Source organism: Viridibacillus soli, assembly GCF_016612995.1.
GTDB classification, from domain to species: domain Bacteria; phylum Bacillota; class Bacilli; order Bacillales_A; family Planococcaceae; genus Viridibacillus; species Viridibacillus soli.
The window spans coordinates 105129-127910 of record NZ_JAEOAH010000001.1 but is presented as its reverse complement, the minus strand read 5'-3'; the positions used below and the strand labels follow the sequence as shown (position 1 = coordinate 127910).

The 22782-nt window shown below is 37.0% G+C and carries 23 protein-coding genes; 21 read left to right on the top strand and 2 right to left on the bottom strand.

Going from position 1 to position 22782, the window contains the following annotated elements; genetic code table 11:
* Positions 1 to 35 precede the first annotated feature (35 nt).
* The 13 genes from nagE to JFL43_RS00580 all read left to right on the top strand — a co-directional run bounded on the left by nagE (position 36) and on the right by JFL43_RS00580 (position 13677).
* Positions 36 to 1946: an N-acetylglucosamine-specific PTS transporter subunit IIBC gene (nagE, locus tag JFL43_RS00640; protein ID WP_200747517.1), complete on the top strand. Its 1911-nt coding sequence runs from the start codon at positions 36 to 38 to the stop codon at positions 1944 to 1946.
* A 73-nt stretch (positions 1947 to 2019) separates the two neighbouring features.
* Complete coding sequence (gene nagA / locus JFL43_RS00635) at positions 2020 to 3180, top strand: N-acetylglucosamine-6-phosphate deacetylase (RefSeq protein WP_200747516.1); 1161 nt, start codon at positions 2020 to 2022, stop codon at positions 3178 to 3180.
* A 48-nt stretch (positions 3181 to 3228) separates the two neighbouring features.
* Positions 3229 to 3951 carry a GntR family transcriptional regulator gene (locus JFL43_RS00630; protein ID WP_200747515.1) on the top strand — a complete coding sequence of 241 codons (723 nt, stop codon included), beginning with the start codon at positions 3229 to 3231 and terminating at the stop codon, positions 3949 to 3951.
* A gap of 4 nt (positions 3952 to 3955) precedes the next feature.
* Entirely contained in the window at positions 3956 to 4675 is a 720-nt protein-coding gene (locus JFL43_RS00625) for a sugar isomerase domain-containing protein (protein WP_200747514.1), read from the top strand.
* Between the two features lie 199 nt (positions 4676 to 4874).
* Positions 4875 to 5147, top strand: a complete 273-nt coding sequence (locus tag JFL43_RS00620; protein ID WP_100794361.1) for a phosphocarrier protein HPr — start codon at positions 4875 to 4877, stop codon at positions 5145 to 5147.
* Positions 5141 to 6859 (top strand): phosphoenolpyruvate--protein phosphotransferase, encoded by a 1719-nt coding sequence (gene ptsP / locus JFL43_RS00615; protein WP_200747513.1) that lies wholly within the window; start codon positions 5141 to 5143, stop codon positions 6857 to 6859. Before JFL43_RS00620 ends, ptsP begins: the two co-directional genes overlap by 7 nt.
* Before the next feature lie 190 nt (positions 6860 to 7049).
* Positions 7050 to 8222, top strand: coding sequence for a GNAT family N-acetyltransferase (locus tag JFL43_RS00610; protein ID WP_200747512.1), 1173 nt, complete (start codon positions 7050 to 7052; stop codon positions 8220 to 8222).
* Between the two features lie 222 nt (positions 8223 to 8444).
* Positions 8445 to 8756, top strand: a complete 312-nt coding sequence (locus tag JFL43_RS00605) for a PTS sugar transporter subunit IIB (RefSeq protein ID WP_100794358.1) — start codon at positions 8445 to 8447, stop codon at positions 8754 to 8756.
* Between the two features lie 19 nt (positions 8757 to 8775).
* Positions 8776 to 9096, top strand: coding sequence for a PTS lactose/cellobiose transporter subunit IIA (locus JFL43_RS00600; protein WP_200747511.1), 321 nt, complete (start codon positions 8776 to 8778; stop codon positions 9094 to 9096).
* A 58-nt stretch (positions 9097 to 9154) separates the two neighbouring features.
* Positions 9155 to 10483, top strand: coding sequence for a PTS sugar transporter subunit IIC (locus JFL43_RS00595; protein ID WP_200747510.1), 1329 nt, complete (start codon positions 9155 to 9157; stop codon positions 10481 to 10483).
* A gap of 24 nt (positions 10484 to 10507) precedes the next feature.
* Complete coding sequence (locus tag JFL43_RS00590; RefSeq protein ID WP_200747509.1) at positions 10508 to 11605, top strand: DUF871 domain-containing protein; 1098 nt, start codon at positions 10508 to 10510, stop codon at positions 11603 to 11605.
* Between the two features lie 86 nt (positions 11606 to 11691).
* On the top strand, positions 11692 to 12678 hold the full coding sequence (locus JFL43_RS00585) for an N-acetylglucosamine kinase (RefSeq protein WP_200747508.1): 987 nt from the start codon (positions 11692 to 11694) through the stop codon (positions 12676 to 12678).
* Positions 12679 to 12915: 237 nt separating this feature from the next.
* Entirely contained in the window at positions 12916 to 13677 is a 762-nt protein-coding gene (locus tag JFL43_RS00580; RefSeq protein WP_200747507.1) for a tRNA threonylcarbamoyladenosine dehydratase, read from the top strand.
* Between the two features lie 242 nt (positions 13678 to 13919).
* On the opposite strand, the gene JFL43_RS00575 is transcribed toward JFL43_RS00580, so the two are convergent.
* The gene (locus JFL43_RS00575; protein WP_200747506.1) at positions 13920 to 14066 is read right to left on the bottom strand and encodes a hypothetical protein; all 147 of its coding nucleotides are present in this window, start codon (positions 14064 to 14066) and stop codon (positions 13920 to 13922) included.
* A gap of 85 nt (positions 14067 to 14151) precedes the next feature.
* Between JFL43_RS00575 and JFL43_RS00570 the strand changes: the two genes are divergently transcribed.
* From JFL43_RS00570 to JFL43_RS00545, 6 genes are all read left to right on the top strand, one after another.
* A complete protein-coding gene (locus tag JFL43_RS00570) occupies positions 14152 to 14430 on the top strand; it encodes an ABC transporter permease (protein WP_325166619.1) in 279 nt (92 codons plus the stop codon).
* Positions 14431 to 14741: 311 nt separating this feature from the next.
* Positions 14742 to 15059 carry a PadR family transcriptional regulator gene (locus JFL43_RS00565; protein ID WP_200747505.1) on the top strand — a complete coding sequence of 106 codons (318 nt, stop codon included), beginning with the start codon at positions 14742 to 14744 and terminating at the stop codon, positions 15057 to 15059.
* On the top strand, positions 15056 to 15559 hold the full coding sequence (locus JFL43_RS00560; protein ID WP_200747504.1) for a DUF2812 domain-containing protein: 504 nt from the start codon (positions 15056 to 15058) through the stop codon (positions 15557 to 15559). The genes JFL43_RS00565 and JFL43_RS00560 overlap by 4 nt, the downstream gene beginning before the upstream one ends.
* A gap of 70 nt (positions 15560 to 15629) precedes the next feature.
* Positions 15630 to 16529: an ABC transporter ATP-binding protein gene (locus JFL43_RS00555; RefSeq protein ID WP_200747503.1), complete on the top strand. Its 900-nt coding sequence runs from the start codon at positions 15630 to 15632 to the stop codon at positions 16527 to 16529.
* Positions 16522 to 17760, top strand: a complete 1239-nt coding sequence (locus tag JFL43_RS00550) for an ABC transporter permease (RefSeq protein ID WP_200747502.1) — start codon at positions 16522 to 16524, stop codon at positions 17758 to 17760. The genes JFL43_RS00555 and JFL43_RS00550 overlap by 8 nt, the downstream gene beginning before the upstream one ends.
* A gap of 633 nt (positions 17761 to 18393) precedes the next feature.
* A complete protein-coding gene (locus JFL43_RS00545) occupies positions 18394 to 19551 on the top strand; it encodes a retropepsin-like aspartic protease (protein WP_200747501.1) in 1158 nt (385 codons plus the stop codon).
* A gap of 236 nt (positions 19552 to 19787) precedes the next feature.
* Here JFL43_RS00545 and JFL43_RS00540 read toward each other — a convergent pair whose 3' ends face one another.
* A complete protein-coding gene (locus JFL43_RS00540; RefSeq protein ID WP_200747500.1) occupies positions 19788 to 21068 on the bottom strand; it encodes a replication-associated recombination protein A in 1281 nt (426 codons plus the stop codon).
* 136 nt (positions 21069 to 21204) lie between these two features.
* On the opposite strand from JFL43_RS00540, the gene cymR reads away from it, so the two are divergent.
* Together cymR and JFL43_RS00530 are read left to right on the top strand one after the other, a co-directional pair.
* On the top strand, positions 21205 to 21624 hold the full coding sequence (gene cymR, locus JFL43_RS00535; protein WP_100794343.1) for a cysteine metabolism transcriptional regulator CymR: 420 nt from the start codon (positions 21205 to 21207) through the stop codon (positions 21622 to 21624).
* Between the two features lie 15 nt (positions 21625 to 21639).
* Positions 21640 to 22782, top strand: a complete 1143-nt coding sequence (locus JFL43_RS00530; RefSeq protein WP_200747499.1) for a cysteine desulfurase family protein — start codon at positions 21640 to 21642, stop codon at positions 22780 to 22782.

Genomic DNA, 22782 nt, shown 5'->3' with positions numbered 1-22782 from the left:
AGTGGAGTTTAGAAAATATAAAGGAGGTTGTTTCATTGCTAAATTTTTTGACAAAAATTGGTAAGTCCTTAATGTTCCCAATTGCTACATTGCCAGCAGCGGCGTTACTAGTTCGTTTTGGTCAACCAGATATGCTTGATCTTCCTTTTCTAGCAGCGGCGGGTGATGGTATATTAGGTCATTTGCCGATAATCTTCGCTATTGGTATAGCTATGGGATTAGCATTTGATGGTAGTGGTGGTGCAGCATTAGCAGGTGCAGTAGCGTATTTAGTTTTAAACTCTGCTTTAGAATCAGTTGATAAAAATATTAATATGGGTGTTTTTGGTGGTATTATTTCTGGTATTATCGCTGGGACATTATATAACAAATTTTATAACATCAAATTTCCAGAGTGGTTAGCGTTCTTTGGTGGACGGCGATTCGTCCCGATAATAACGGCAGCTGTTATGACCATATTAGCTAGTATACTAGTTTTTGTATGGCCTCCAGTACAAAGTGTAATTGATGCTGCAGGTAATTGGGTATTAGATGCAGGTATGCTTGGGGTAGGTGCATATGGATTTTTAAATCGTTTATTAATTCCAACTGGTTTACACCATGTTATTAACACGGTTGTATGGTTTGACTTTGGGTCGTTCACTGATGCAGGTGGCAAGATTGTTAAGGGTGAAATCAATCGTTTCTTAGCAGGAGATCCAACAGCCGGACCATTTTTATCTGGATTCTTCCCAATTATGATGTTTGGATTACCAGCGGCTTGTTTAGCAATGTATGCTGCAGCGAAGAAAGAAAAACGTTCGATCGTCGGCGGTATGTTTGTAAGTATCGCATTAACAGCTTTTTTAACGGGTGTTACAGAGCCAATTGAGTTTTCATTCATGTTCTTATCGCCAATACTATATATAGTACATGCATTACTTACTGGTATTTCCATGATGATTTCATATGGGTTTGGTGTTCATGACGGCTTTGGGTTCTCAGCTGGTTTTTCCGATTACATCTTAAATTTTGGAATAGCTACGAAACCACTATTATTAATACCAATTGGACTCTTTATGAGTGTTTTATACTTTGTTATTTTCTACTTCTTGATTATCAAACTAGATTTAAAAACACCTGGTCGTGAAGATGATGAAGATGGGGAAGTAAACGTTGGGGGAACAGAGGATGAAGTATTAGATGCAAAAGCATTCTATACAATTGAAGGTCTTGGAGGTAAAGAAAATATCGTTGCCATTGATTACTGTACAACCCGACTTCGCTTAACTTTAAAAGATGCAGGTTTAGTAAATGAACAGCAACTGAAAAAATATGGTGCTCGTGGTTTGAAGAGCATCAATAAAACAAATGTTCAAGTTATTATTGGAACAGCAGTGGAATTTTTAGCCGATGCAATGAAATCACGTATTGCAAAAGGGAATCCGCCATTACAACATGATGTTGTTCTAGAGGATAATGTATCAATAGAAACAGGCGAGAAATTAAAGTCTGAAGATTTCGAAATGCCAATGACAGGTGAAATCATTTCATTAATAGCAGTTCCTGATCAAGTATTTTCTTCAGGTATGATGGGGCCTGGTTTTGGGATTAAACCAACGGAAGGTATCGTATGTGCACCGTTTGATGGAAAAGTGTTAAATGTTTTCCAAACAAAACATGCGATTGCTTTATTATCTGATACGGGTGTTGAAGTATTAATTCATATTGGGTTGGATACAGTAAAATTAAAAGGTGAGGGTTTTGAGTTACTAGTTGGAGAAGGTCAAATTATTCAGCGTGGTGATCAATTATTAAAGATTGATTTAGAGTATATCGATGCCAATTCGCCATCTACAGTAACACCGGTTATTTTCACAAATTCACAAGATAAAACAATTACAATTTTAAAACAGGGTATTCAATCACAAGGTACTTCATCGATTATAGACTTAAAATCGGTTTAAGAAGTAAAATAGGGAATTGAAAACCAGAAAGAGCGTAGTGTTTTTTCTGGTTTTTATATGGGAGAGATAGAAAATGAGTGGAACAATTCTAATTACTAACATAACGATTGTTAACTATGATCAAGAAGCATTTGTCAGTGACATTTACCTAGCAGAAGGAAAAATTGCTAAAGTTGGTACGGGCTTAGATGTTCAAGCACAACTTACTATTGATGGAACTTCTAAGGGCTGGATTGTTTTTCCTGGATATATTGATATGCATATACATGGCTCTGCTGGTTTTGACGTTATGGATGCAACAGAAGTGGCGCTGCGAGGTATTGCGCGTTCATTGCCAAAGGAAGGTACGACAAGTTTTCTTGCGACAACAATGACACAGTCAGCGGACGCAATTGAATCAGCCCTTCAAAATGTTGCTACATTTGAAGGTGATGAAGATGAAGCGGAAATTTTAGGGATTCATCTTGAAGGACCGTATATTTCTAAAAAAAGGGCGGGTGCACAACCACTTGAATATATTATTGAACCCGATGTTAGGCAGTTTAATCATTGGCAAGCACTTAGCGGAGGGCGAATAAAGCAAATCACAGTAGCTCCGGAAGCGAACAATGGCTTTGCTTTTACCGAAGTTGTAAGTAAAGCAGGGGTCGTCGTTTCCTTAGGGCATTCAGATGCTACATTCGATGAAATTGAACATGCAGTGAAAATCGGTGCAAAACAAGCTACTCACCTTTATAACCAAATGCGGCCTTTTCATCATCGTGAACCGGGTGTTGTCGGAGCTGTGTTTTTAGAAGATGATTTACAGGTAGAAATTATTGCAGACTTTGTACATAGTCATCCAAAGTCTGTGAAATTTGCCTACCGGTTAAAGGAAGCATCTCGTATTATTTTGATTACGGATGCGATGAGAGCGAAAGGGCTTGACTATGGTATGTATGATTTAGGCGGACAACCTGTACATGTAACGGAAACAGGTGCACATTTATGTGATGGAACGCTAGCGGGTAGCGTATTAACAATGGCCCAAGCGGTAAAAAACGTACAATCTGTCACTGGATGTTCACTCCAAGAATTAGTTATGATGTCTTCAACAAATGCGGCGAAACAACTGAATTTACCGTTGAAAGGGTATATTGGTGCAGGCATGGATGCGGATTTAGTCATTTTAGATGCAAATTTAAATGTACAAAAGACCATCTGTCGCGGTAAAGTTGTATTTGGGAAAGAATAACAAGTTGTAAGTGGATATTTATTGACTGCACGAAAGGTGGTGAAAAGCTTGTTAGATAAAAACTCACCCGTTCCAATTTATGTACAAATAGAAGAATTATTAAAGAACAAAATTTTTGATGGGGAATTTAAGATTGCTGAAAATATTCCTTCTGAAAGAGAGCTTTCTGAGCAATTAGGTGTTAGTCGTATGACGGTAAGGCATTCAATAACGAATTTAGTGAATAGCGGTTTACTTTATCGAGAAAAAGGGCGGGGTACATATGTAGCGAATCCGAAATTAGAACAGCCTTTAAATGGTTTGACTAGTTTTACGGAAGATATGCGATTAAGAGGATATGAGCCAAGCAATAAACTTATTCGATTTGAAAAGCTTATACCTTCTATTGATATTGCGAAAGCTTTGCAAATGAAACCCGAAGATGAAGTATTTTCTGTAGTACGGATTCGTAATGCTGATCAGAAACCAATGGCTATTGAACGAACTTATATACCAGTAGATATAATCCCAGATTTAGATAAAAACATGATATTAGGTTCTTTATATTCGTTGATTGAAGAGCGACACCATCAAAAAATCGACCATGCCTCTCAACAAATGGAAGCAGCACTTGTAACAAAAGAGGATAGTAAGCTACTCAATATAGAGCAGCCATCCGCTGTATTGATTATTGAGAGAAAAAGCTTTTTAAGCACTGGCGTACCGTTTGAATTAGTACGTAGTACGTATCGTGCGGACCGCTATAAATTTATTACTGAAATACAGAGGTGATAACATGCATCAATACTTTCAAGAGGTACAACATCTATTAAACATTGTAGCAGTAGAGGAACAATCGAGTATGAGAAAAGCCGCTCAACTGATTTCGGAACGCATTCAAGGAGGGGGCATCTTACAGCTGTTTGGCTGTGGGCATTCACATTTGTTGGCACAAGAAGCATTTTTTCGTGCAGGTGGGTTAGTCCCTGTTGAAACAATTTTTATAGAACCATTAATGCTACAAGCAGGTGCATTAACTTCTTCAAATAATGAGAAGGATCCAAACTTCATAGCAAATCATCGTCATATACTAGATTTCAAGCCAAATGATGTATTAATCATCATTTCAACATCAGGTAGAAATGTTGTTCCGATTGATGTAGCCATACTAGCGAAAGAAGCTGGAGTGCTTGTAATCTCCTTGCAATCTCTTGAATATAAGGAGCATGCTGCAACAAAACATAAGTCAGGGCAACGTTTAGAAGAAGTAGTAAATGTAGTTTTAAATACGCATATTCCGATAGGTGATGGTGTCCTATGGCATGATAGCGTGCAATATGGACCTGCCTCATCAACAGTAGGTTCTGCTATTTTAAATACGACAATTTGTCAAGTAATTGAAATTTTGGCTAGCACGGGTGAAGATCTCCCTGTGTTTGAAAGTGCAAATTTAGATGGCAGTAAAGAACGTAATGAATTAATGATAGAAAGATATAGTAATCGTATAAACTTTTAACTTGATTCAGCAGAATTCTCCACTTCTATAAATGGTGAGATGAATGTAACAGATATATACAATTCAGTGGGAGTCTAAACCCGGTTGATTAAAGTTAAAGCCTCCGGCGGATGCCACAGATTTTTTCTGCGACGAAAGCGAAGCGTCAGGAGCAAATACGCCAAGGCGAATTTGAATAAATTTAAGTATTGGGGAGATTATTATGGAAAAAACATTTAAAATTACGAGTCCAGTAGGGTTACATGCTCGACCATCGACAGTATTAGTTGCAGGAGTAACGCCGTTCGCATCGGTAATCCAAATCAAGTACAAAGATAAAACAGTCAATTTAAAATCAATTTTAGGTGTTATGTCACTAGGTGTTTCAGAGGGTGAAGTAATTACCATCAAAGCAGAGGGTTCAGATGAAGAAGCAGCAATTGCAAAAGTGGCAGAATTAATGATTTCAGAAGGACTTGGTCAAGAATGTTAGAGATTAGAGGTATTGCAGTATCTAATGGAATAGCTATTGCGAATGCATATTGCTTAGTAGAACCCGATCTTTCCTTTGAAAAATTGGCAATTACTGATGTTGAGGCGGAGAAATTACGTTTTCAAGAAATTATTATAAAAACAAAAATTGAACTTGAAACAATTCGTGAAGCAGCTAAAAAGAAATTTGGCCATGATAAAGCAGAGATTTTTTCTGCGCATATATTAGTCCTACAAGATCCTGAAATGCTGTCAGCAATCGAAGGACAAATCAGTGCGGGCGTTAATGCTGAATTTGCATTACAAGAAACAGCAACGATGTTTATCGGATTATTTGAATCAATGGATAACGAATATATGCAAGAGCGAGCTGCAGATATTCGTGATGTAGCTAAGCGTTTGCTAGCCAATTTGTTAGCTATCGAATTGCCTGACTATAGCCGTTTATCAAAGGATGTTATCATTGTTGCGGAAGATTTGACCCCGTCGATGACTGCTCAGCTCGATAAAACGCATGTGAAGGGATTTGTAACAAATATTGGGGGGCGTACATCGCATTCAGCTATACTGGCGAGAACGATGGAGATTCCTGCAGTTGTTGGTACCAAAATAGCAACAACGGATATCCCTCACGGTGCAAGACTCATTTTGGACGGCTCAAAAGGGACTGTTATTTTAGATGCCACTGAAGAAATTGCTGCAGAGTATTTAGTTGCGCAGGAAGCTCTTATTGCTGAGCGTGAACTATTCCAACAATTTGTGACAGCAGAAAGCGTTAGTGCTGATGGGCATCCTGTAGAGTTAGCTGGCAACATAGGTAAGCCAGAGGATGTGGAGAATGTATTAGCTAATGGCGGTGATGGCATTGGCTTATTTCGTACAGAGTTCCTATATATGGACCGTCAAGAATTACCAACAGAAGAAGAGCAATTCGTCGCGTACAAAACAGTTTTAGTAAATATGGGGAATAAACCGACTGTCGTTAGAACGTTAGATATTGGTGGAGATAAGGAATTACCATATTTGACTTTGTCGCATGAGATGAATCCTTTCTTAGGACTAAGAGCAGTGAGGCTTTGTTTGGATCAGCAGGATATTTTCCGTACACAGCTACGTGCACTTCTCCGTGCAAGTACATATGGTAATTTGAAAATTATGTTTCCAATGATTGCAACATTAGACGAGTTCCGACAAGCGAAATCCTTATTACAAGAGGAACAGGAAAAGCTACTCGCTGAAGGAATAGAGGTTGCAAGGGATATTGAAATTGGGATGATGGTAGAAGTTCCATCAGCGGCTCTAATTGCGGATTTATTTGCCAAAGAAGCAGATTTTCTTTCAATTGGTACGAATGATCTAATTCAATATACGTTAGCCGCAGATCGTATGAACGAAAAAGTCTCCTATTTATATCAACCATTCCATCCAGCAATTTTGCGCCTAGTAAAAATGGTGATTGATGCTGCCCATGCTAATGGCAAATGGGTAGGAATGTGTGGAGAGATGGCTGGAGATGAAATAGCTGTACCAATTCTGCTTGCTTTAGGTTTGGATGAATTTTCTATGAGTGCATCTTCTATTTTACGAACCCGTGGACAAATTTCTAAGCTCTCAAAACAAGAAATGGCACAACATTTGGAACGAATCCTAACATTTTCTACATCAGCAGAAGTAGAACAATATATGGAGAAATTATTGAATTTGAACAATTAATACGTGTTTCGATCTCTATTAGTGAAAAATAATGCAGTATAGACAGATTTTTTTCAGGCATATTAAAATGTCGGCAAATCCCGTAGATTGGTGTTGTCGGCATTTTTTATACAAAAAAATGTCATAAAACCTATTTTGTTGTCAGCAATAGACGGGGAAATAAATATCGTTTACAAAGGGGGAGCTACAAATGATTCAATTAGTACCATCACAAGATAATGAACAAGTTCATCGTTTACGAGATTATAGCTTTTCGAATAAATATATTGGAGAAAAAAGAAATGATTTTCAATATTGGGTAGAATATAGTACTACGATTGGAGCATATGATGAAAGAAAATTAGTTGGTCAATTGCTCGTGCTCCCATTGAATATGACAATCCATCAGACCTCTTACAAAATGGGGGGCATAGGTTTTGTATGTACTTATCCAGAGTTTCGAAATCGGGGGATTATGAAAAAATTGATGATTCGAGCTTTGGAAGAAATGCGGAAAAATGGTCAAAGTGTTTCAGTATTAGCACCATTTTCAGTATCTTTTTATCGCTATTTCGGTTGGGAGTTATTTTTTGATAAGTTGAATTACAGCATACCAAGTGAAGCCTTCCCTAATTTCGGTAACGAGTTAGATGATGTCAAACGCTTCAGTTTTGAATGGCTTGAAGAGCAACTTTTTGAAGATGTCTGTACTTTTTATAATGACATTGCAAAGAATATGAATGGCTTTATGAAACGTGATGGTGCTTGGTGGAAAAGAATTCACCGCAGAGAGCCGGATAGTCATTTTGCAGCTTATTATAAGGACGATAAAATCCAAGGTTTTGTACGCTATCAAATCCAAAACCTCACATTTATCATAAAAGACTTTGTAGTAAAGGATTATTTGGCAGAGCAGGCCCTGTGGCGATATATTTCTTCCCATAGTGCAAGTGTCTATCGTATAACAGGTAATACGGCAGCTACAAATCATTTTGGCTTCCATTTTAATCAACCACAATTTAAAAAAGAACTTGTTCAAGATTGTATGGTGAGAATTGTGGATGTTACGGCATTTTTAAGTGAATACAGTTGGGCTGAGCTGACAGAACCAATGTATTTACGCATTCAAGATCATTTTGCACATTGGAATGAGCAACTGTATTGTATTACAAATAACGGTGATGTAGAAATAGTTGAATCAGATCTCATTGTGGATGATAAAGTTTTATCTTTATCTATTAATATTTTCTCAGCTATGATCGTTGGTTATTTAACCGTTTCAGAGGCCGCGCTATATGCGAAGCATCAACCGCATGAAGCGACTCTAATGGCATGGGAACAGGCTTTACGAAAAGAAAAGCCGTCTTTCTATGAGTATTTTTAACGATTGTCAAAACAGATTTATTGAAATAATCAAAAATTTTTGAAAAAAACTTTGGACTATACCAGTTTAGAAATAGGGCAGTAATTTCAAGGTGTATTAGCCTATGCCAATTACTTATTACGTAAAAAATGGAAAAGAAAGCGCTTTAAAGGTATTGTGGTATAGACCAATGTCTGCTATTCTCAATTTAGGCGTTATATTAAATAATAAGGGGTGCTCTATATGAAAAATATTATGTTAGTTTGTGTTGCTGGTATGAGTACAAGTTTACTAGTAACTAAAATGCAAAAAGCTGCAGAGTCAAAAAATTTAGAGGCAGAAATTTTCGCGATTTCAGAAAGTGAAGTTGATTCAACACTGCAAAGTAAAGCAGTAGATGTCTTATTATTAGGACCTCAAGTACGTTATTTAAAAGGTTCATATGAAACAAAATATAAAGATAAAAATATCCCAATCGAAGTCATTAACATGACAGATTACGGCATGATGAATGGTGAAAAGGTATTGACTCAAGCACTTAATCTAATAGGATAATCAAGGAGGTATAAGGGTCATGCAAGAAACAGAATTAATGCAGTCAATCATGGGGCTGATATTACATAGCGGCAACGTGAAAAGTGATTGTATGGAAGCAATCCAACTAGCTAAAAAAGGAAATGTTAGCGCTGCCAAAGAGAAAATTACTATAGCAAACAAATCGTTGGTGGAAGCACATCATTCACAAACAGCTTTATTAACACAAGAAGCTAGAGGAGAAAAAGTCGAAGTTTCTTTGCTACTTATTCACGCACAAGATCACTTAATGAATGCGATTACTTTTAAAGATTTAGCTTCAGAAATGATTGATTTATACGAACGTGTTGAAGGGGCTTAACATCAATTTTGATGTTTACCACATAAATAGGCTATAACACAAAGGAGAGTGGAGAGGGATGTTTCGTTTTTTTGAGGAGAAGTTCGTTCCAGCAGCAGCGAGGATTGGGAATCAAAGGCACTTAGTTGCAATTCGTGACGGCTTTATTACAATTATGCCGTTAACAATTGCAGGTTCGTTAGCAGTAATAATCAATAACTTACCGATTAAAGGTTATCAAAAATTAATGGATTCAATTTGGGCACATGGAACATGGACGCAATGGGGGGGGAACGTGTGGAGTGCGACATTCGCCATTATGTCTCTACTTCTTGCCTTTACAGTTTCGTACCATTTAGCTAAAGGCTATGGTAAAGATGGCTTATCTGCCGGGGCAATTGGTTTATCTTGCTATTTGACATTCGGAACATTCGGTGAAGGCGGCTTAAGTGGTCTAACCACAGGAACCGGTGGTATATTCGTTGCATTAATAGCTGCACTCGTATCTTCGGAACTGTTTTCACGGTTATCTGGTAACAAGCGTTTATTGATTAAAATGCCTGATGGTGTTCCACCGGCAGTTACAAAATCATTTGCGGCATTATTACCCGCTATTATTACAATTTCATCATTTGCTTTAGTAAGAACAATCATTTCAACAAGTTTTGATATGCCTGATATTATTTCATCATTCTACGCAACAGTGCAAGAACCATTTATGGGTTTAACAAACACATGGGTTGCAGCCTTGATCTTAGCATTTGTTCCTGTATTCTTCTGGTCATTTGGTATTCACGGTGCAAATATTATCGAACCATTCATGCAAACTATTAATGCTGATGCAATTGCTAACAACGTTCAAGCACTTAATGCAGGTGAAGTTGCACCATATATTATTAACAAACCATTCTTTGATGCTTTCGTAAATATGGGTGGGTCTGGTACAACAATTGCTTTAGTTATTGCTATATTCCTTTTCGCTAGAAAGAATAAGCAGTACACTACGGTAGGTAAAGTTGGTGCCGCACCTTCGTTATTCAATATTAATGAGCCATTGATGTTTGGTTTACCAATCATTTTAAATCCAAGCTTAGTTATTCCGTTTGTTCTAACACCAATGATCAATGTATCAATTGCTTATTTCGTAACGAAATGGGGATGGGTTCCAGCAGCAACAGTTGCGACGCCTTGGATGGTTCCACCAGTCATCAATGGATGGTTAACAACGCAATCATGGACAGGTGGAGTATTAAGTGTCGTATTAATCGCTATTTCCGTTTGTATCTACTTACCGTTCATAGTGGCAGCATCGAGAACTAAAGTAGATAAAACAGAAGGAAAACAACAATCTACAACAAATCAATCAGAACTAATGAAAAAACCAGAAGCAGAAAAAGTAACCGTTTAATAGATGGTAAGCGGAGGTATTCAAATGAGAAGATTAGGAATTTCGATTTATCCTCAACATAGCACACTTGAAGAAATGCAAATCTATATACAATATGCACATGACAGCGGTTTTAGTCGCATTTTTACTTGTTTAATGTCTATGAAGAATGATGAGGAAAGAGCAAAGTTACAACAAATCAATCAATTTGCACAACAGCTTGGGTTTGATATTTCCGCTGACATCGCTCCGCAAGTATTTGAGGACTTAGGCTTAACTTATCGAGATATTGCCTTCTTTAAAGAGCATTATCATATAGCTGCATTACGCTTAGATATGGGATTCTCTGGACAGGAGGAGGCGTTCATGTCATTGGATGCTTCTAACTTAAAGGTCGAGCTGAATATTAGTAACGGCACCAAATATGTCGAAAATATTTTGTCCTATGAACCAAACCGTGAAAATATAATTGGTTGTCATAATTTTTATCCTAGAAAATATACAGGTCTTTCGAGAGAACATTTTATTAAATCTTCTAAGCTATTCAAAGATAATCATATCCGTACTGCGGCAATGATTTCTTCGAATAACGCAACATTTGGACCTTGGGAGGAAACACCATACGGCTTACCTACTTTAGAGGAGCATCGAGGCTTACCAATCACAGTTCAAGCGAAGGATCTTTGGCATACAGGCTTAATTGATGATTTAATCATTGGGAATATGTATGCATCTAAAGAAGAGCTTCAAGAACTAGGGAAACTGAATCGTCATAAATTAGAGCTTGCTGTTACACCTTCAGTAGAAAATGCTGAGGTGGAAAATAAAATCATTTTTGAAGAACCTCACTTTAATCGTGGGGATGTCTCTGAATATGTCATTCGCAGTACGCAACCTCGTGTGAAATATAAGGCGGAACATTTTCCTTCGCACGATATAAAAGACATTCAAGTAGGGGATATCACGATCGATAATAATGGAGATAAACGCTACAAAGGTGAGTTACAAGTTGCTCTAAGAAATATGCCGAATTCAGGAAGTACGAATATAGTAGCTAAAGTTGTACCTGAGGAAATTTATTTGCTTGAGAGAATTCGACCTTGGGAGTCATTTGGTTTTAGTAAGTTAGAAAAAGAAGGTTAGAATGAGTAAAAGGATTGGGTGCTATGTTCTATAGTCCTCAATCCTTTTTCTTATCATTTAGAATGAAATTAGCTAGGAGGATGAACATGTTTGTATTAGCAATCGATGGTGGTGGCACTAAGACATGTGCAGTAATCAGTGATGAATTTGGACATATTCATGCAATGGTGACGATTGGTAAAAGTAATCCAACAACAATGAGCCAAAAAGAATTTGAACTAGCGATTCAGCAAGTATTAACGACCCTAAACTCACAAAATCCAACAGCTTTTGCCTTAGTTTCAAGTTGTTTTGCTGGTATGGCAGGTGTAAATGAAAAACAGTATGACAATTTGTTATTGCAGATTTTACAAACTTATTTACCCGAGCATACAACGATTGGACTAGCAAATGATGCGATTAATGCATTGTATGCTGGAACATTAGGAGCTGAGGGCATTGTCCAAATAGCAGGTACAGGTGCCATTACATTAGGTCTAGATGAACAGCATCAAATGGTTCGTACAGCAGGTTGGGGTTATTTATTTGACGATGAAGGCAGTGGTTATGATTTAGGTGTACAGGCTTTAAATGCTGTATTTAAGGCTTATGATGGTAGAGGGCATAAAACAAATCTATCAGCTAGACTATGTCAACACTTTCAAATAGATGACATTCCAAAAATTATTGAACTTGTTTATGGCGAAGTTCATCCAAGGGCGGTTATTTCACCACTCAGTTTATATGTATGTGAAGAGGCAACTAATGCGGATGTTGTTGCACAGCAAATTATCAAAAGAGCTTGTGAAAATTACTTCCTATCCATTAAAGCTTGCTTTGATCAAATGGCTTGGTCCAAAGAACGGATTTCCGTAGTGCTAGCGGGCGGTGTGTTTTCAAATGTGGAACTTTTTCTACCGACACTTCAAAAGTTAGCGCAACAAGAGACAGTAGAAATTCAGTTCCAGCCTTCACTCGTCCCGCCAATTGGTGGAGCAGTTGTAGGAGGACTTAAACAATGTGGGCAGTACATAGAGTCAAGTTTTGTGGAAATTTTCAATGAACAAATGTTGAAGCTAGAAAGTGAAGATTAAGTGATAATATAAGCAATGCTGTTGTTTACCCCGATAAGCTACGTTCACCCAAACATCGTCATTATCTCGGGTTGCTGTTTTCTTTAAAGAATTTAGCGGAATTCATGTTAACTTACATATTTCTCACGACAATCCTTGCAATCACGGAGCTTTTTGTATATATTTTTCACGTTACCTATTTTCTTAGTAATAGGATAGGATTACTCACAAAATTTAAATAAACGGAGTGAAAGTGATATGTTACACCAATTTTCACGTAATGAATTAGCCATTGGAACAGATGGCGTAGATTTGCTTAAAAATACAACAGTTGCGATTCTTGGTATTGGCGGTGTTGGATCATTCGCTGCAGAAGCTTGTGCAAGAAGTGGCGTTGGTCGCATCATTCTAGTTGATAAAGATGATGTAGATATTACGAATATTAACCGTCAACTAGTCGCTTATATGTCTACAATTGGCCGTTCAAAATCAGCTGTCATGAAGGAAAGAATTGCGGATATTAACCCGGAGTGTGAAGTCATCGATTTGCATATGTTCTATACAGAAGAAACATACGAAAAATTCTTCAGTTATGAGCCGGACTATGTGATTGATGCGTCGGATACAGTTATTTATAAAATTCACATTATGAAAGAATGCTTAAAACGCGGTGTGAAAATTATTGCAAGTATGGGTGCTGCTAATAAAATGGACCCAACCCGTTTTAAAATTGCAGATATTTCAAAAACACATACAGATCCACTTGCGAAGGTCATTCGTGTGAAATTGCGTAAAGAGGGTATTAAAAAGGGCATACCTGTTATCTTCTCTGATGAGAGCCCAATCGTTGTTCGTCCGGATGTAGTGGAAACTGTCGGTAAACCTAATGCAGAAATTCGTAAAGCGCAATTACCCCCATCATCAAATGCGTTTGTGCCATCATCTGTTGGTTTAATCGCCGCGAGCTGGGTTGTACGTGATATTGTGCGAGATATAACGATCCAAACGGTACGAGACTAAGCTTAAAGTTTAGAGACTTCCCTTTCATGAAACAAAAATAGTGCAGAAGCAAATATGCTTTTGCGCTATTTTTTTTTGGCCTAAAAGGTAAATTGACGAACTTTTGGATAAAAATATTAAATTACCAATTGACTACCATATCGGGAGCTGTTATATTTTATATATCGACAGACGATATATCTGCTAGCGATATAAAGAGGTGAATAAATCTATACGGATACTGCTTCTAAAATAGCTCATTATCACCGGATTATTACGATACGAAGTGCAATAATCGTATTAAATGTAATCATGCTTTTCATTAATCTTTTCTTAGTTAAAGTATCAGATGTTACGCATTTCGCTATGGGTGTTAATGTAGGTATGGCATTTTCCTTTTTTATTGTCATTCTTAGCATACTCAATAAAAAGAGGAAACTAAAAAACTCGCAGCTACTGTTCCATAATTAAAAATGAAGCAAAAACTAAACTACTATTGGATATTACGTATTGTTTTCAGGAATGGCTAGTCCAGATACGATGCTTATCAAGGTGTTCTCTTATTTTCCGTTTACATCAGGAATGATTATGCCACTACGCATTGGGGCTACTGATATTGCGGCAACAGAGCCGATGATTTCACTCGGTGTACTTATTGCGACTGTAGTCTTCCTATTCATGCTTAGCCTCTCGTTCTACAAACGTAGCGTATTAACATATAGCTCGGGTGGTATTATCCAAAAAATCAAAACGGTTTTAAAAGTTACGACATGATCCAATTCTAATGTGTGTAGATGTTATACATCAAAAATACAAAAGTAAATCCCCCACTTAAGCTTTAATTTCCAAAGCCGCGAGCTGGGGTATGTGTGATATTGTGCGAGACTAAGCTTTAAGTTTAGAGACTTCCCTTTCATGAAATAATAATAGTGCAGAAGCAAATATACTTTTGCGCTATTTTTATGTAATAGATACCATTAATGATATTAAATGGGCATAAATGTATTGACAAACATATCGTCTGCTGATATATTTTTTATGTCGGATGCTGATATATCTTCCATAGATGTAAAGAGGTGGATTTTATGCAACAACATGCTCCTTTAACAGAGGGGGTTTATTATATTTTGTTAGCTTTATATGAGCCAAGACATGGATATGGCATCATGCAATTGGTGGAGTCATTAAGTAATGGGCGGGTGCAGCTTGGTCCAGGTACATTATACGGGGCGATTAAGTCTTTAGTGCAGAAAAAGTGGATTGTACCCTATGAAGAAGATGGGAGGAAAAAGGAATATGTCATCACAGCTCTTGGCAAAGAAGTTGTCGAAGATGAGCTGAGACGTTTAAAAGAATTATATATGAATGGGCAAAATATACTGAATCAGGAGGGTCCTTTATGATAACAGCGCATCGCTTTTTTATCGATTATGAAAAGGAGGAAAAATGGCTAGATGCTCAAAGCCAAAAAGGATTACATTTAAAAAAAGCAATCCCTTTCTATTATCAATTTGAAGAAGGTGTCCCAGAGAAATATACTTATCGCTTAGTATTATTACCAAAGGATCGTAAGGAGTATTTAGAGTTTTTAGCCTCTACTGGAGTGGAGATAGTAGCGATTTTTATTCTTTGGGCATATGTCCGAAAAAAAGAAGAAGAGCGTCCATTTGAATTGTATTCGGACAGTACATCTAAAATCGCTTATTTGTGTAAAATTTTATTTCTCTATAGTTTTGTATTCATTTTAAATGTAGCTAGTTCAATTCTAAATTTTGTTGTATCGACTAGTGTATGGACTGGGTTAATTAATGCTAGCGCATCGCTAATAATGTTGATCGCAATGGTGCAAGTGTATACAAGAATACGGGCCTTACAAAATGAGCGAGAAATTTTTCATAAATAAATTGAATACATATCTGAGGTACATACGTATAGATAGTATATTCAGAAATTAGAATAAAAGGAGACTTCCAATGGCATTAGTTATTAAAGAGGTAACAAAACGTTACCAGGATTTTGTGGCAGTGAACAACCTTTCTTTCAAAATTGAGAAGGGCGAGATTTTCGGCTTAGTTGGTCAAAATGGAGCTGGGAAAACGACGACATTCCGAATGATTTTAGATTTGCAGGAAACGACTAAAGGAGAAATTTCTTGGAATGGTAAGTCCATTCATTCAATTGATCGTGATTTACTCGGTTATTTACCAGAGGAACGCGGTATTTTCCCTACGATGCCAGTCGAAGATCAGCTATACTTCTTCGGTGAATTAAGAGGTTGTAAGAGAAAAGATTTAAAGAAGGATGTCGAGTATTGGATTAAGCGTTTTGAACTTGAAGATAAGCGTAAAGCAAAGGCTGAAACGTTATCAAAAGGAAATCAACAAAAAGTTCAGCTTATCGCAAGCTTTATACATAAGCCAGAGTTTTTAATATTAGATGAACCATTTAGTGGGCTAGATCCAGTGAATAAAGATTTATTAAAAGATGCCATTTTAGCCCTAAAGGAAAATGGTACGACGATTTTATTTTCAAGTCATCAGATGGAGAATGTAGAAGAGCTTTGTGATCATTTATGCTTGTTAAAACAAGGAGTATCACTGTTTTCTGGTAGTTTACTAGATTTGAAAAAGCAATATGGTAAAACGAAGCTAACAATTCGTACAGAGATGACTGTAGCAGAGCTTGAAGCATTAGCTGGCGTTAAGCATGTACAAATGGGTAAGGAGCAATTTACACTTACTTTAGAAGATGAGTCATACGCAAAAGAGATTTTCGATATCGTCTCTAATGGCGGTTATATCGAAAAATTCAGCCTAGATTATTTATCTCTAGATGAAATTTTCAAAGATAAGGTAGGTGGCAGTAATGTCTAAGTTTTGGCTATTAGTGAAGCAACTTTATAAGCAAAAAATTAAAGCGAAGTCATTTATTTTCTCTATTCTTATATATATTGTAGTCATTAGTTGTGTTATGTTCTGGTCAGATATTAAAGAGGCATTGTTTGCAGAGGAGCCATTGAAGATTGCTGTATTAAATGATACTGAAGCAGATTTAAAAGCGTTATTTACTTCTAGTCCAGATGTAGAATTTTCATTCCCAAAAGAAGAGGAAGCTGCAGTTGAGAAAAAGGTTAGGGATGAAGATTTAGATGCGGCGATTTTTATTCAAGATAAGGGTGGATCGTTAGTAGCAGAAATTGCGACATTTAAACCGCTAACGTTTAATGATCAGCAAAGTGTATCTTCTAGTATTCAATATGCAGGGAAGATTTATGAAGTACAGCAACTTAATTTATCAGCGGAGCAAGCGGATAAAATTTTGCAATCTGAAACGACTATTTCAATGAAAAATTTGAATGAGGAAACAGCTGGTGGGAAAAGTGAAGATGAGAAAGCGGCTGGAATTGGCGCTTCATTTTTAGTTGGATTTTTAATCTACTCGTTTGTGATGTCATTCTTATCGATGATTACGACAGATGTGGCATCTGAGAAGGGATCTCGCGTTTTAGAAGTACTACTTGCGAGCATCAAACCAGCTACACATTTCTTAGCGAAATTAACGGGGACATTTTTACTCGCGTTAACGCAAATTGTAGTTTTACTTACAGTACAATCGTTATTATTTATGTTAGTAGATGGTGGTTCGAAATGGGATAAAGTTATTGAAGTGATAAATGGACTGTCTGCAGGCTATGTTGGTTATGCGATTGCGTTTTTATTATTAACAATCGTATTATTCCTTATTATGGGTGCCCTGCTTGGTTCGCTTGTGTCAAAAGTAGAGGAGTCGAGTCAAGCGATGATGCCGGCTATGATGTTGGGCCTTGCTGGATTTTACGTTTTACTATCAGGTATGTATAGTCCAGATACGATGCTTGTGAAAGTGTTCTCTTACATTCCATTTACATCTGGAATGGTGATGCCACTACGCATTGGGGCTACTGATATTGCGGCAACAGAGTCGATGATTTCACTCGGTGTACTTATTGTGACTGTAGTCTTATTATTCATGCTTAGCTTATCGTTCTACAAACGTAGCGTATTAACATATAGCTCGGGTGGTATTATCCAAAAAATCAAAACGGTTTTAAAAGTAACGACATGATTAAAAGAAGTACCTTTGGCGTACTATGTAGTAAATGACAAGCGATTGAATAAATTTTTACCATGGGAATTAAGAAGTAGTATAGATTAAAGTTTTGATCTTTTATAAGAATAAGAGCGTGTATTGGAAAAATCCATTCAATACATGCTTTTTTATTTATCTAATTTTCATAAATATAGGGTCTAATGATGGGTTTTTATTAGTTTTCTGCAACTTGAGTAAAAGTACGAAAATAATATATTTAAACTATTCACAATAATGTTATAATTATGAAAAATAGGTGTAAATATGGGGAATGTGAAATTTTGTTTACTACTAATGATAATGTCTAAACCAATAGTGAGGGAGTGTTTTAATCAGAATTTCAATACTAAGATTTAAAAACCAATAATGAGAAATTCCAGATTGTCTAAATTATACTGAACACTAAGTAGTCGGTCAGTTCACTAAAAAAGAGTGGTACTCTCAGTAAAAAGAAATAGATTAAAATGATTTTTAATTGTTCAATTATAGTTGCTGAGTAACAGAATACGAAGTTATTTGTTAGATTAAAGAACTTATCTGTCCATAAATTCAAAAAAGTAATTATCATTTAATTTCAGGGGAAATAATTTATTTATTGGGGTGGATGAATTGAAAGTTATAGAAGAATTGGAGAGGTTTCATTTTGCTACGGTAGAAATGGATGATGAGCATACAGAATTTGAATCTGCATTAAAACTAATTACAGATGGAAAAGACGGTTTAGCTGCAGAGAAGTTGAAACATCTTTATTGTGATTCTCAAGGTCTTTCATTACGGGGTCTATGTGCTCAAATTTTATTTGAACTTTATTTTGTTAAATCCGAATGGAAACAAATAGAGCTTCTCGGCCTTTTTGATGAACCTAGTATTGAAAAAAGCAATCGATTAATTGCGAAAGCTTGTAGTCAGTTTGAACAAACGACATTCATTTTTCAAAACAATCAAATATGTATTCCTATGCAACTAAGCAGATCTGGCTCACCAACGATTGAGGTAATGATTAATGGACATAAGAAGTGCTTTTGGTTAGATACTGGAGCAATGATGACAGTCATTTCTAATTCTTTAGCAAAAGATTGTCATATTAACTTAATTAAAGATAAAGAATTTCAGGTGGAAGGTTCAACTGATCAAAGTTCGGGTACCGATTTGGCCTTAATCGATTCAATTGTAATAAAGGATCTATCGATTCGTAACCAGCCTACATTGGTGTTAATGGATGATTTGTTAACGATTCAAAACCCTGATACGAAAGAGATAATGATTATTGATGGAATTATTGGATGGGATATCATTCAACATATCTATTTGGAAATTGATTATAGTCAGGACAAAGTAACGATTCAGAAACCAAAACGAAAAGATGATGCGGAGAACAACCTTTTCTTTTGTGGGTATCCAATTTTGAAAGTGAAGTCAAAGAATCAAGTTCCCTTGTTTTTCGGATTAGATACCGGTGCAAATAAGTCCCATTTTGGACAACCTCTCCTATCGAAAATCGGTAATCTGAAAATAGAGAAAAGATTTGTCCAAACTGGAGGCATCGGGGGGGAGATAGAAAGAGAAATAGATAGCCTTGAAAATTTAATTGTTTATTTGAATGATGATCAATCCATAAGTTTGCACAACGTAAGGAAGGTATTGATAGAACTTGCTACTTTCTTTAAGCTAGATGGAGTTTTTGGGAGTGATATTGCTAAAGATGGGCGCTTGATTATTGATTATACCAATAGAAAGATTGAGCTTCTGCCTATAAAAAAGTATTGATGTTAATAGTGTAATGGACTGTTTAGATCAAACTTTTTTCAAAAGAGTCTATATATACTAAAATATTAAAGCTGAAAAAGATGGTTTAAACAAACTTTATTCTAAAGCTACAAATAGAAGGATAGATAAAGCAAATTTCTTCTGCTTATCTACCCTTCTATTTTTGTTTGAAAAAGAGAACAAAATATCGATATTTTCTATAGTCAAGACAATTAATGATATTGTAGGGATTGCTTTTATTTCTTAAACGATTTCAGCTTATCATAAATCCCAGCCATGCGTTTTTCTTCGCCGGCAATGACAGGTTTGTAATATTCGGTGCCGACAAGTTCGTCAGGCAAATATTCTTGATCGACCCAACCTCCGAAAGTGCCGATAGGTGTGTTATGTGGATACTGATAGCCCTCTACGCCTAATGTTTTTGCGCCTGTATAATGGGCATCACGTAAATGCATAGGAATGTCGCCTGTTTTTCCAGCATGAATACCAGCAATGGCTGCGTCAATTGCTGAAATGGCTGAATTCGATTTGGACGCTAAGCACATTTCGATAACGGCTTGAGCTAATGGGATACGTGCTTCAGGTAAGCCAAGACGTTCAGCCGCTTGCACAGCTGCTAGGACATGCCCCCCTACTTCGGGATTTGCAAGACCTACATCTTCATAACCCATAACGAGTAGTCTGCGTGATACGGCAACTAAGTCACCATTTTCTAAACAGTGCGCTAGATAGTAAAGTGCAGCGTTTGTATCACTCCCTCGTACGGACTTTTGTAAGGCAGATAACAAATTATAAAAATGCGAGCCTTTTTTATCGCCGAATACGCCGATACGTTCTGCTAGATTTTTGACTGTTGAATCCTGTACAATCGTTTCATTATTCTCTTCATCAGAGGCATAGTAAACTGACTCCAATAATGTTAATGCTTTTCGTGCATCTCCGTGTGCAGCTGTAACAATTTTATCGCGTTGTAAGTCAGTTAAGCGAATCGTATAGCGGCCAAGACCTCGCTCTTTATCTTTTAAAGAACGTAGCACAAGTGCATCGATATCTTCATATGTTAAGCGTTTCAATTGTTTGATCTCGCCACAGCGAGAGCGAACGGCAGGATTGACGTCATGGAAAGGATTTTCCGTGGTTGCGCCGATTAGAACAATGGTTCCATTTTCTACATGTGGTAGTAATGTATCTTGTTGTAGTTTATTGAAACGATGGATTTCATCTAAGAATAGGAGTACTTTACCTGTTAGCTGTGCTTCAGCTACTACATCTTCCACATCTTTTTTTCCAGCACGCGTTGCGTTTAAAGCGAAAAAAGGCAGGCGAGAAGTGCCGGCAATGGCATAGGCAATCGATGTTTTTCCGATTCCGGGTTCGCCGTAAAGTAATATAGAAGGAACATGTCCATTTGTAATCATTTTATATAAAGTGGTACCTTTTCCGATAATATCCTGTTGACCTACGACTTCATCTAAATTGCGTGGTCGCATGCGAAATGCGAGTGGTTCATTTGGCAAACTGATTGCCTCCTCTCGTACGTTTGTTCTATTTTGAAGCTTGTAACATTTATGATAAAGCATTCCCGAGTAGAATGGAAGGAAATATGCTATACTTTATCGTATAAATGTAAGCTATTATATAGAGGTGTAAACTTTGAAAATCTCAACTAAAGGCCGTTATGGTCTCACAATTATGATCGAATTAGCAAAACAATATGGACAGGGCCCAATTCCTTTGCGACAAATTGCAGCAGATAACAATTTATCAGAGGCCTATTTGGAGCAACTTGTCTCACCACTTCGAAACTCAGGTTTAGTGAAGAGTGTACGCGGGGCTTATGGTGGTTATATGTTATCAAAACCTCCACATTTAATCTCATCAGCAGATGTCATTCGTGTACTTGAAGGACCGATTCAGCCAGTTGAAGGAATCGAAAACGAGGCACCACCTCAGCGACAGCTTTGGATGGATATTCGTGATGCTGTGAAAAATGTATTAGATACAACTTCATTAGAGGATTTAGCTGCTTATAAAGAACAAGATTCTGATGACGGCTATATGTTTTATATTTAAAGGAGATTTTTTACAATGAATGAAATTTATCTAGACCATGCAGCCACTTCTCCAATGCATCCAGACGTTATTAAGAAAATGACGGAACTGATGGGCACTGTGTTCGGCAATGCATCTAGTATTCATAGTGTTGGGCGTAATGCACGTAAATATTTGGACGATGCAAAAACTATTTTTGCACGATCAATCGGTGCCAATGACCATGAAATCATTATGACGAGTGGTGGTTCTGAAGCGGATAATTTAGCGATTTTCGGTACGGCGTATGCGCGTCGGGAAGAAGGTCTCCATATTATTACGTCTCAAATTGAACATCATGCTGTGTTGCATACTTGTGAACGTCTTGAAAAACAAGGCTTTAAAGTGACGTATTTACCTGTCAACGAACAAGGGATAGTTTCCGTCCAAGATTTTAAAAAAGCACTAACAGATGACACGATTTTAGTGACAATTATGTATGGTAATAATGAGGTCGGATCAGTACAACCGATTAAAGAAATCGGTGCTTTATTGAAAAATCATCAAGCCTCGTTCCATACGGATGCTGTCCAAGCTTATGGCGTGGAAAAGCTCGACGTGGGTGATTTACAAGTCGATTTATTATCGGTTTCTTCTCATAAATTGAACGGCCCTAAAGGGTTAGGATTCCTATATCAACGTGATAATACGCCGTTACAACCAGTTTTGGTTGGTGGAGAACAAGAGCGTAAACGTCGTGCCGGTACAGAGAATATCCCGGCAATCGGTGCATTTGCAGAAGCTGTAAGTATTGCACAAACTACTTTAGAGATGAAGCAACAGGAATTTGTTAGCTTCCGTAAAGCATTTTTAAACACACTAGATCAAGATAAGATTGATTATCATGTGAATGGTGATACTATTAATTATTTACCACATGTATTGAATATTAGCTTTGCAGGTATGGATGTTGAATCCTTCCTAGTGAACTTAGATATGGCAGGAATTGCTGCATCAAGTGGCTCTGCGTGTACAGCAGGATTAGTCGATCCTTCGCATGTGTTAGTAGCAATGTATGGCAAAGGTGCGGCAGAACTACGTGATTCGATTCGTTTTAGCTTTGGACTTGGACTAACTTTAGAAGATGTTCAATTGGCTGCTGATAAAACGGTTGAAATTGTCCAACGATTAGCGAAATAA

Coding starts and splice junctions, on each gene's coding strand:
- nagA (WP_200747516.1), top strand. CDS start 2,020: ATGAGTGGAACAATTCTAATTACTAACATAACGATTGTTAACTATGAT.
- JFL43_RS00625 (WP_200747514.1), top strand. CDS start 3,956: ATGCATCAATACTTTCAAGAGGTACAACATCTATTAAACATTGTAGCA.
- ptsP (WP_200747513.1), top strand. CDS start 5,141: ATGTTAGAGATTAGAGGTATTGCAGTATCTAATGGAATAGCTATTGCG.
- JFL43_RS00610 (WP_200747512.1), top strand. CDS start 7,050: ATGATTCAATTAGTACCATCACAAGATAATGAACAAGTTCATCGTTTA.
- JFL43_RS00605 (WP_100794358.1), top strand. CDS start 8,445: ATGAAAAATATTATGTTAGTTTGTGTTGCTGGTATGAGTACAAGTTTA.
- JFL43_RS00600 (WP_200747511.1), top strand. CDS start 8,776: ATGCAAGAAACAGAATTAATGCAGTCAATCATGGGGCTGATATTACAT.
- JFL43_RS00595 (WP_200747510.1), top strand. CDS start 9,155: ATGTTTCGTTTTTTTGAGGAGAAGTTCGTTCCAGCAGCAGCGAGGATT.
- JFL43_RS00590 (WP_200747509.1), top strand. CDS start 10,508: ATGAGAAGATTAGGAATTTCGATTTATCCTCAACATAGCACACTTGAA.
- JFL43_RS00585 (WP_200747508.1), top strand. CDS start 11,692: ATGTTTGTATTAGCAATCGATGGTGGTGGCACTAAGACATGTGCAGTA.
- JFL43_RS00580 (WP_200747507.1), top strand. CDS start 12,916: ATGTTACACCAATTTTCACGTAATGAATTAGCCATTGGAACAGATGGC.
- JFL43_RS00575 (WP_200747506.1), bottom strand. CDS start 14,066: ATGACAATAAAAAAGGAAAATGCCATACCTACATTAACACCCATAGCG.
- JFL43_RS00565 (WP_200747505.1), top strand. CDS start 14,742: ATGCAACAACATGCTCCTTTAACAGAGGGGGTTTATTATATTTTGTTA.
- JFL43_RS00560 (WP_200747504.1), top strand. CDS start 15,056: ATGATAACAGCGCATCGCTTTTTTATCGATTATGAAAAGGAGGAAAAA.
- JFL43_RS00555 (WP_200747503.1), top strand. CDS start 15,630: ATGGCATTAGTTATTAAAGAGGTAACAAAACGTTACCAGGATTTTGTG.
- JFL43_RS00550 (WP_200747502.1), top strand. CDS start 16,522: ATGTCTAAGTTTTGGCTATTAGTGAAGCAACTTTATAAGCAAAAAATT.
- JFL43_RS00530 (WP_200747499.1), top strand. CDS start 21,640: ATGAATGAAATTTATCTAGACCATGCAGCCACTTCTCCAATGCATCCA.